General features: G+C 60.5%; 9 protein-coding genes. 7 read left to right on the forward strand and 2 right to left on the reverse strand.

Annotated features, from left to right (window positions below; translation table 11 throughout):
• Positions 1 to 338: 338 nt before the first annotated feature.
• The 6 genes from WB528_RS24755 to serA all read left to right on the forward strand — a co-directional run bounded on the left by WB528_RS24755 (position 339) and on the right by serA (position 6,322).
• The gene (locus WB528_RS24755; protein ID WP_423891653.1) at positions 339 to 1,199 is read left to right on the forward strand and encodes an outer membrane protein; all 861 of its coding nucleotides are present in this window, start codon (positions 339 to 341) and stop codon (positions 1,197 to 1,199) included.
• 145 nt (positions 1,200 to 1,344) lie between these two features.
• Positions 1,345 to 2,184 (forward strand): outer membrane protein, encoded by an 840-nt coding sequence (locus WB528_RS24760; RefSeq protein ID WP_423891657.1) that lies wholly within the window; start codon positions 1,345 to 1,347, stop codon positions 2,182 to 2,184.
• Between the two features lie 85 nt (positions 2,185 to 2,269).
• Positions 2,270 to 2,866 carry a glutathione S-transferase family protein gene (locus WB528_RS24765; protein ID WP_423891660.1) on the forward strand — a complete coding sequence of 199 codons (597 nt, stop codon included), beginning with the start codon at positions 2,270 to 2,272 and terminating at the stop codon, positions 2,864 to 2,866.
• A 263-nt stretch (positions 2,867 to 3,129) separates the two neighbouring features.
• Positions 3,130 to 3,321: a hypothetical protein gene (locus tag WB528_RS24770; protein WP_423891662.1), complete on the forward strand. Its 192-nt coding sequence runs from the start codon at positions 3,130 to 3,132 to the stop codon at positions 3,319 to 3,321.
• Between the two features lie 100 nt (positions 3,322 to 3,421).
• Positions 3,422 to 4,594: a phosphoserine transaminase gene (locus tag WB528_RS24775; protein WP_423891663.1), complete on the forward strand. Its 1,173-nt coding sequence runs from the start codon at positions 3,422 to 3,424 to the stop codon at positions 4,592 to 4,594.
• Positions 4,595 to 4,732: 138 nt separating this feature from the next.
• Positions 4,733 to 6,322 (forward strand): phosphoglycerate dehydrogenase, encoded by a 1,590-nt coding sequence (gene serA, locus WB528_RS24780; protein ID WP_423891665.1) that lies wholly within the window; start codon positions 4,733 to 4,735, stop codon positions 6,320 to 6,322.
• Here the strand turns inward: serA and WB528_RS24785 are convergent.
• Positions 6,319 to 7,248, reverse strand: a complete 930-nt coding sequence (locus tag WB528_RS24785; RefSeq protein ID WP_423891667.1) for a DMT family transporter — start codon at positions 7,246 to 7,248, stop codon at positions 6,319 to 6,321. The two genes, serA and WB528_RS24785, sit on opposite strands and share 4 nt — an antisense overlap.
• Entirely contained in the window at positions 7,245 to 8,192 is a 948-nt protein-coding gene (locus WB528_RS24790) for a DMT family transporter (protein ID WP_423891669.1), read from the reverse strand. Before WB528_RS24790 ends, WB528_RS24785 begins: the two co-directional genes overlap by 4 nt.
• Positions 8,193 to 8,636: 444 nt before the next feature.
• Here WB528_RS24790 and WB528_RS24795 point away from each other — a divergent pair, with 444 nt between their 5' ends.
• Positions 8,637 to 9,929, forward strand: coding sequence for an adenylosuccinate synthase (locus tag WB528_RS24795; protein WP_423891670.1), 1,293 nt, complete (start codon positions 8,637 to 8,639; stop codon positions 9,927 to 9,929).
• The last annotated feature ends 84 nt before the right edge of the window (positions 9,930 to 10,013 follow it).

Consider the following 10,013-nt stretch of genomic DNA (forward strand, 5'->3'; position numbering starts at 1 on the left):
CACCAGCATCGCCTTCGTCTATCAGATCTGCGCGTTCCTGCCGGCGATCGGCTTGCTTGCGGTGTTCCTGCCGAAGATGCCGCAAGCAGCGGGTAGGAATAGCGAATAGTCAGCGACCTTCTATTCGCCATTCGCTACTCGTCATTCCCTTTCATGCATCGTTAGCACTTGTGGCGGTCATCGCCTTCTTTGTGGCGATGGAACCTGCGGCGACGATTTTGTTCGCGAAATATCAACCTTAAAAATTAGGGTTAAGCGGCGCTTAAGCATTTGGTGCCATCGTCCCCGTGAGTTTTCGATGTGGGGCCGTCTGCCTCACAGGCAAAAGGACGAAGCCAATGCGTAGTGTAAAGTTTTTCGTTGTCGCCGGAGCGGCAACTTTGTTGTCGTCGATGGCTTCGGCCGCCGACCTCGCCATCGCGCCGCCACCGCTGCCCTATGCCCCTCCGATGGCCGACTTCGGCGGCTGGTACCTGCGCGGCGATATCGGCATGACCAATCAGCAGTTGGGCAGCCTGCACAGCAATCTGATCGATGCGGAAAACGCAAATTTCCCGGGGTCCCTGCAGAATCACGGCTTCGGCTTCGACAGCTCGACTTCCTTCGATATCGGTGTCGGCTATCAGTTCAACAGCTGGTTCCGCGCCGATATAACCGGAGAATGGCGCGGGAAGGCTAACTTCCACGGCTCGCAAAGCAATCCTGCGGGCTCTGCTTTTGCCTTGGCTAACAACCAGGTTGGCGTGGATAACTACACCGCCAGCAAGTCAGAAGCCGTCTTCATGGCCAATGCCTATGTCGATCTCGGCACTTGGTGGTGTGTGACGCCCTTTATTGGTGCGGGGATTGGCACTTCGTATAACCAGATCAGCGGCTTCCGTGATGATGGGTTCACTTTCACGAGTGGAGCGTTGAGCAACAGTACCTTCTATGGCGATGATGCCGGCAAATGGAATCTCGCTTGGGCGGTTTATGCCGGCCTTTCCTACCAAGTCACACAGAACGTCGCCATCGAACTGGCTTATCGCTACATCAGCCTCGGCAATGGTACGACCGGCGCGACTCGGTCGTTTGACGGCTTGACGGTCGCCGATCCATTCGTCCTGAAAAACATCACCTCGAATGACGTAAAGATCGGCGTGCGTTGGAATCTCTGGAGCCCGCCGGTCTATGCACCGCCGCTGGTAACCAAGGGTTGATGAAGCGGGCTGATCTTAATCTCTCTTAACGGCGCGGGATGTTCCCGCGCCGTTTTGTTTTGCGCGAACCCCCGCAAGACAACGATTGATTAAGGTTAACGAGCGATGATCGCGCTGTGTTTCGAAAGCGGGATGGGAGTGGTTGATGCGTAGAGTCCTGGTGGCGGTGGCCATATTCGCGATCTCGGCGAGCGCGCAAGCCGCCGACATGCCCGATTTCCTTCGCGGCTCGCTGGGCGGTTATTCGCCGACCGTGAACTGGCAGGGTTTCTATGTCGGTGGGCAATATGGCTACGGATCTTCCGACGAGCATTTTAGCGGCTCGAACGGCAGCATGCTGAGCTCCCTGATCGCCAATAATGTCATTCAGGAGATGGGGGTTGCGCAGTGGAATCTTCAGCTCGGAGGCGTCTCCACGCGCTCGTCCGGATACGGGGCTTTCACGGGATATAACTGGCAATGGGATGACGTTGTCGCCGGCCTCGAAGCGTCCTATCTGCACGGCTCGTTCGGCGGGTCAACGAGTGCCACCGCGGGGCCTCTCATCGGCGGACCGTTGTCCGATAGTTTCTTTCACGCCGTCAGCGTTACATCGTCGGATTCGATTGCGATTTCCGATATGGCGACGTTCCGTGCGCGTGCAGGCTATGCTTATGGAAGCTTCCTGCCATATTTGTTCGGCGGGTTGGCGCTTGGAAATGCCGACATCTCGCAGGCGGTCAATGTCCACGACCAATATGGACCTACGTTCGCAAACGCGGCGGCATCATGTTCAAGCGCGACGCCGCCCCTGGTCTGCTCCTCGCTGCACGCCGACAACACGCTCCACAACCATTTGATCTATGGCTACACGGCAGGCCTTGGCGTCGATATCAAGCTGGTCGGCGGCCTGTTCATGCGCGCCGAGTGGGAATATGTCCGCTTCGTCGACCTGATCGAGGTCAACATAAACACGGTGCGCGCCGGTCTCGGTTACAAGTTCTGACGCGGCCGTCCTGACGCCGTCAGGAATATTGACATCATCGGTTGCGCCTGTTGCTCTGTCCTCATCAAGGGACGGGCAGCGGACCATGAAGATTTACGGCGACACCAATTCCGGCAATTGCCTCAAGGTGAAATGGGTCTGTGACCGCCTGCGCCTGCCGTATAACTGGGTCGCGATCGACATCCTCAAGCAGGAGAGCCGGACCCCGCAATTCCTCAAACTCAACAGCGCGGGGCAGGTGCCCGTCGTCGATTTCGAAGACGGCCGTACGCTCGCGCAATCCAACGCCATCATTCGTTATCTCGCCCGCGGCAGCGATCTCATTCCCTCCGACGACTTTGCCGCCGCCAAAATGGATGAATGGCTGTTCTGGGAACAGTTCAGCCATGAGCCCTATATCGCCGGCTGCCGATACCAGCTGGTTTATCTGGGCCGGCCGGCATCGGATCTCGACCCCGACAAGGTCAAACGCGGTTATGCGGCGCTGGCGCGAATGGAAGGCGAACTCGCGGCGAGCCGGTTCTTCGTCGGCGATGCGCTGACGCTCGCCGATGTCGCGCTGCTGGCCTATACGCGGCTTGCGCATCAAGGCGGCTTTCACCTCGAGGGATATGCCTCAGTGCGGCGCTGGATCGGCGAGGCTGAAAAAGCCCTGGGCCTGCCACCGGTGCCGCCCATTTGAAGCTCCTGCACGGCAAGCGGCAAATTCTGTCCAGGAACTTCAAATGGAAAGTGGGTCGTACGATGAGCGCGCCGGAATCGTGCTTTTGTTTTGCCGCAGTTTTGACCGCAGCATGAAGCGGACCTTGCGAACATTGCGAAACGAATTTCGACGTTCGTTGCTATTAACGTCCGATAAACTAATTCGGCCATCAGGAATTTTGCACAGGAACGATCCGTGGCAGTTGACGTCTGTCCGGCGCACGCAAACTTCGGGGACGTCACATGAAAAGTTACTCGATCGTCCGGATCGGCGACGACTATGTCGTGCGCGCCGATGACAAGAACATTCTGAAAGTCGCAAGCCGCCGGCGCGCGGCTCAGCTCGTCACCGACGCAGCCGAGCTGTTGAACGCGCAGCCGGAGCCTGTGGACGATGCGGAACATCCGGTGGTGGATTCAGTGCCGCCTATTTGAAGTTCCTGCGAAGCTTCTTGACGATTCCGGTCGATTCCCTTATTCACGACGGCGGGACACCTCCCCCCAACGGGAGGCTTGCTATCTGGAAGGGTAGATCATGACTGTAGCGAAGCCCGCTTCGCGGCCTCACGTGCCGCATTTTTCTTCCGGCCCATGCGCCAAGCGCCCCGGCTGGACCCCGCAAAATCTGAAAGACGCCGCCCTCGGCCGTTCGCATCGTGCGAAGATAGGCAAGGAAAAGCTGAAGCGCGCGATTGACTTGACGCGCGAAGTGCTTGGCGTGCCCGCCGACTACCGGATCGGCATCGTTCCGGCTTCCGATACCGGCGCGGTCGAAATGGCGCTGTGGTCGCTGCTCGGCGCGCGGCCCGTCACGGCGATCTCCTGGGAATCGTTCGGCGAAACCTGGACCGGCGACGTCATCAATCAATTGAAGCTCAAGGACGTGACCAAGCTCGCCGCGACTTACGGCGAGATTCCCGATCTCTCGAAGGTCGATCCCGCGTCCGATATCGTCTTCACCTGGAACGGCACGACGTCAGGCGTTCGCGTTCCCAATGCCGATTGGATCAGCGCCAGGCGCGAGGGCCTTGCGATCTGCGACGCCACCTCCGCGGCATTTGCGCAGCCGCTCGATTGGCCCAAGCTCGATGTCGTGACCTTCTCCTGGCAGAAGGCGCTGGGCGGCGAGGCCGGCCACGGAATGCTGGTGCTGTCACCGCGCGCGGTCGAACGGCTCGAGACCTACAAGCCGGCGTGGCCGTTGCCGAAGATCTTCCGCATGACCAAGGGCGGCAAGCTCAACGAAGGCATCTTTGTCGGCGAAACCATCAACACGCCGTCGATGCTATGCGTCGAGGATTATCTGGACGCTTTGAATTGGGCCAAGTCGGTCGGCGGCCTCAAGGCGCTGATGGCGCGCGCGGACGCCAACCTCAAGGTGCTCGCCGACTGGCAGGCCAAGACGCCGTGGATCGATTTTCTCGCCAAAACGCCTGATATCCGGTCCAACACCTCGGTGTGCATGAAGGTGACCGATCCCGCGATCGCTTCGCTGGCCTCGGATGCGCAGATCGACTTTATCAAGAAGATGGTGGGTCTCGTGGAGAAGGAAGGCGCAGGCTTCGACTTCGCCGGCCATCGCGATGCGCCCGCAGGCTTGCGCATCTGGTGCGGCGCCACGATCGAGACAAGCGACGTGGCACTGTTGACCCAGTGGATCGACTGGGCCTTTGCCGAAACGAGGGCGCAGCTTCCGAAGGCGGCGTAGTTCCCTTGCATCTGTCGTCCCGGCCATGCGAAGCGCGAGCCGGGACCATAACCACCGTCACGGAGTATGGATCCCGGCTCTTCGCGCCAAGTGCGCTTCGGCCGGGAAGACACTCTCGATACTCGAAGGATCACACCGATGACAAAGCCCAAAGTACTCATTTCCGACGCGCTGTCGCCGGCCGCGGTGCAGATCTTCAAGGATCGCGGCATCGAGGTCGACTTCCAGCCCAACCTCGGCAAGGACAAGGAAAAGCTCGCCGCTGTTATCGGCGACTATGACGGTCTCGCCATCCGCTCCGCCACCAAGGCGACCGCGAAGATCATCGAGAAGGCCACGCGGCTGAAGGTGATCGGGCGCGCCGGTATCGGCGTCGACAATGTCGAAATCCCTGCCGCGACCGCCAAGGGCATCATCGTGATGAACACGCCGTTCGGCAATTCGATCACGACCGCCGAACACGCCATCACGCTGATGCTGGCATTGGCGCGCGAAATTCCCCAGGCCGACGCTTCGACGCAAGCCGGCAAATGGGAAAAGAACCGCTTCATGGGCGTCGAAATCACCGGCAAGACTCTTGGCGTGGTCGGCTGCGGAAATATTGGATCGATCGTTGCCGATCGCGCGCTCGGCTTGCGGATGAAAGTGATTGCGTTCGATCCGTTCCTGTCGCCGGAACGCGCCAAGGACATTGGCGTCGAGAAGGTCGAGCTGGACGAATTGTTCAAGCGCGCCGATTTCATCACACTGCATACGCCGCTTACGGACAAGACCCGCAACATCATCGACGCGGTCGCGTTCTCGAAAATGAAGCAGGGCGTGCGGATCGTCAATTGCGCCCGCGGCGGGCTGGTCGACGAACAGGCGCTGGTGAATGCGCTGAATTCCAAAAAGGTCGCCGGTGCAGCCTTCGACGTGTTCGTCGAGGAGCCGGCAACGTCGAACGTGCTGTTCGGCCACCCCAACGTGATCTGCACCCCGCATCTCGGCGCCGCCACCACCGAAGCGCAGGAGAATGTCGCGCTCCAGGTTGCCGAGCAGATGTCCGACTATCTGCTCCATGGCGCCATCTCGAATGCGGTCAACTTCCCCTCGATCACGGCTGAAGAAGCGCCCAGGCTCAGGCCGTTTATCGAACTCGCCGAAAAACTGGGCTCGTTCGCCGGTCAACTCACCGAGACCGGTATCGCCAAGGTGCAGATCACTTATGAGGGACATGTCGCCGAGATGAAGATCAAGGCGCTGACCTCGGCGGTGCTCTCCGGCCTGCTGCGCCCGATGCTCGGCACCATCAACGTCGTCTCGGCGCCTGTCGTGGCCAAGGAGCGGGGCATCGCGGTCGATGAAATTGTCCGCACCGCACAGAGCGACTACGAAAGCCTGATCACCGTCACCGTGATCACCGAGCGGCAGGAGCGATCGGTATCGGGCACGGTCTATGCCGACGGCAAGCCGCGGTTGGTCGACATCAAGGGCATCCGCGTCGATGCCGAGTTCGGCAAGTCGATGATCTACGTCACCAACGAAGACAAGCCCGGATTCATCGGACATTTTGCCGGGTTGCTTGGCGACGCCAAGATCAATATCGCGACCTTCCATCTCGGCCGCAACAAGCAGGGTGGCGACGCTATCGCGCTCGTCGAGATCGACGGTGCGGTGCCAACCGATGTGCTGGCCAAGGTACAGTCGCTCCCACAGGTAAAGCAGGCGAAGGCGTTGGCGTTCTAGCCCGTCGATACCTTGCGCGAGGCGATCACGACGCCCGCGAACACCATGATGTATCCGGCCAGGTGAAAAAGCCGCGGTTGTTCACCGAGCAGAACGATCGCCATGACCGAGCCGAATACCGGCACCAGGTGGAAGAACGGCGCGGCGCGGTTCGGTCCGATCGCCGCGATGCCGCGATTGAAGAACAGATAGGCGAGCGTCGAGGGGAAAATCACGACGTAAACCAGCGTGATCAGAGTAATCGCGTCGAATTTCAGCGTGACGCCATTCGCATATTCCCAGATCGAGAGCGGCAACAGGAGCAGCGCGCCGCATGCCGTAGTGAAGCAGATCAATGAAAGTTGATGCGTCACCGGCCGGCGCAGCATCAGCGCCGAGTACAGGCCGAAAGCGATCAGGGCACCGGTCATCATGAGGTCGCCGATATTGAAGTGGATGGCGGCGAGTGCTGCGAAATCGCCGCGAAGGATGATGGTAAGAACGCCGAGAAGCGAGAGCGCGATTCCGGCGAGTTGCGCCCAGGTCAGCTTGACTCCGAACAGAATGAGCGCCCATAGCGCGATAAACAAAGGCCCGGATGACTGGATCAGCAGCGCGTTGAGGGCTTCCGTAAATTGCAGCCCCCAATAGGACAGCGCGTTATTGATGGCGAAACCCGTTGCCGACAACGCGATCATGAGCGGTAACCGTCCGCGCAGCACCGGCCAGTCCCGCTTGAGGTGCGGCCACGCGAACGGAAGCAGCATCAGGCATGCGCCGATCCACCGGATGCAGGACAGCGTCATCGGCGGCACGTGGCCGGCGACATAGCGGCCGAGCACGATATTGCCGGCCCAGAACAGCGAGGCCAGACTTAGCAGCAGATAGGGTTGATGGTTGAACCAACGGACGGGATCAAAAGATGTTGGCGGCCGGGCTGCGCTCATTTCGTGGCTGCGGACGGCTTTCTTGATGCCACGAAGACTCCGGTCAGCACCAAAGCAAAGCCGATGAAATGGAAGACCTGCGGACGCTCGCCGAGAAAGACGATCGCCATCACCGATCCGAATAAGGGAACGACGTGGAAGAACGGCGCTGCGCGGTTGGCGCCGATCAGGTGCACGCCTCTGTTGTAGCAAAGATAGGCAATGCTTGAGGGAAAGACCGCGACATACATTACCGACAGTAGATTGCTGGTGTTCAGTCCCATGACGGGACGCCACAGCAACTCCGCGATCAGCGCCGGGATGAGAACGACGAAACCACATCCGAACGTAAAGGCGAGAAACGACAGATCGTGAATGGCGGGCCGGCGCGATGACATCACCGTATAAAGTCCGAAGATCAGCAGGGCGACGGTGAAGATGAGATCGCCCTTGTTGAAGTCGATCGCCGCGATCGCCTTCAGGTCGCCGTGCAGCAGGATCACCAGCACGCCGGTCAGCGACACCATTACCCCGATCGCTTGCGCCAGCGTCAAGCGGACCCCGAGCAGGACCAGCGACCAGCCCGCCACAAACAGCGGCCCCGCGGATTGCAGGAGCAGCGTGTTGAGCGCGGTGGTATGTTCCAGCGCCCAGTATTGCATGCTGCTGAACAGGGAAACGCCGGTTAGGGAGATGATGACCATCGTGGCCAAGCTGGCGCGGATCACGTTCCAGTCGCGCTTCAGATACTTCCACGCCATCGGAAGGGTGATCAGGAAGGCGAGCCACCAGCGCAGGAAAGTCAGCGTCACCGGCGGGATGTGGCCTGAGGCCAACCGGCCAACGATGGCATTCCCGGCCCAGCAAAAAGTCGCGATCGAGAGCAGGACGTAGGGCTGGTTGAAAAGCCAGCCGCCCCGGCCCTGGTGGGGCACGGCATCAGAGAGCTGATCGGAAGCGGACATACGGCTTTGGGCCCAAGGAAGCAGGGATCGCGATGCCGCAGCCGGCCCGCCGCGATATGCCGGCCCGGAAGATGATGGTCCGGCAATTTCACAGACACGGATTTTGAGTTCGCTTCAATGGCGGCCGATGCATCGCGACCATGCGCCCGCGGCCATGAGGAGGGCGCGATGCCGCCGGACGCTTCCAGGGCTCCGGCTGGCGGAATGGCCCCTGGCCGCGGTCCGGGACGGATTTTCGGGGGGTTATCAATGGCTTGATTGGCTATCCAGGCCGGTCTGGAACGCCTTCTTGCTTGCGTCGGTAGCCCGCTTCCTTTATCGGGTGTGTGCCTCGCATGCGACCGGACCTGGTGTGCCCTGGCGAATGTCAAATCCGCCACACTAGGACCGGTTTTTTCGAACAGATCACGCTTGAGCACAGAGTTGCAGAGGGAATAGCTGCGTATGGGGAATGTGGTCGTCGTCGGCGCCCAATGGGGTGACGAAGGGAAAGGCAAGATCGTCGACTGGTTGTCGGAGCAAGCCGATATCGTCGTGCGTTTCCAGGGCGGCCATAATGCTGGCCATACGCTTGTTATCAATGGCGAGACCTACAAGCTGGCGCTGTTGCCTTCCGGCGTGCTGCGGCCCTCGAAGCTCGCGGTGATCGGTAACGGCGTGGTGTTCGATCCGCAGGCCTTCCTCGATGAGGTGACCAAGCTGAAGGGGCAGGGCGTTGCGGTCAGCCCGGAGAATCTGCGCGTCGCCGAGAACGTCACGCTGATCCTGCCCTTGCATCGCGAACTCGACGCGCTCCGGGAATCGTCGAATGCGAGTACCGCTATCGGCACCACGCGCCGCGGCATCGGCCCGGCCTACGAGGACAAGGTTGGGCGTCGCGCGATCCGCCTGATGGACCTCGCCGACCTCGATACGCTGCCGCACAAGATCGACCGCCTGCTGGCGCATCACAATGCGTTGCGGCGTGGCTTTAATCTTGAGGAAATCGACGGCAGGCAGATTTTGCGGGAGCTGACGGCGCTGGCGCCGCATCTGTTGCCATACGCCGAAACCGTGTGGCGGCTGCTCGACATCAAGCGGCGCGAAGGTAAACGTATCTTGTTCGAGGGCGCGCAGGGCGCGCTGCTCGACGTCGATCACGGCACCTATCCCTACGTCACGTCTTCCAACACTGTCGCGGCCCAAGCCGCCACCGGAACGGGTCTTGGCCCCGACGCCGTCGGCTATGTGCTGGGAATCTGCAAGGCTTATACGACCCGGGTCGGCCAAGGGCCGTTTCCAACCGAACTGCAAGACGCAATCGGCGAAGAAATCGGCCGCCGCGGCCGGGAATTCGGCGTCAACACCGGGCGCAAGCGTCGCTGCGGCTGGTTCGACGCGGCGCTGGTGCGCCAGACCGTGCGCACCTGTGGCATCCATGGTCTTGCCTTGACCAAGCTCGATATCCTCGACGGCTTTGAAACCATCAAGGTCTGCACGGGGTATCTGCTGGACGGCAAGGAAATCGACCATTTGCCAGCTGGCGAGGGCGCCCAGGCCCGGGTTACGCCAGTCTACGAGACGATCGAGGGGTGGAAGGAACCCACGGCCAATGCCCGCTCCTGGGCAAACCTGCCGGCGCAGGCCGTCAAATATGTTCGCCGTGTGGAGGAATTGGTGGGTTGTCCGATCGCCTTGCTTTCCACAAGCCCCGAACGCGAGGATACTATCCTGGTGCAGAATCCGTTCGAAGCTTAACGAGATATTACCCAGAGCGTGCATTGTTGAGTTGAAATGGCCGATTACTACCCGCTGATTGCCCGCGCTATCGCCGGACTGGAC

Source organism: Bradyrhizobium sp. (genome assembly GCF_049586575.1).
In the GTDB taxonomy this organism is placed as follows: Bacteria; Pseudomonadota; Alphaproteobacteria; order Rhizobiales; family Xanthobacteraceae; genus Bradyrhizobium.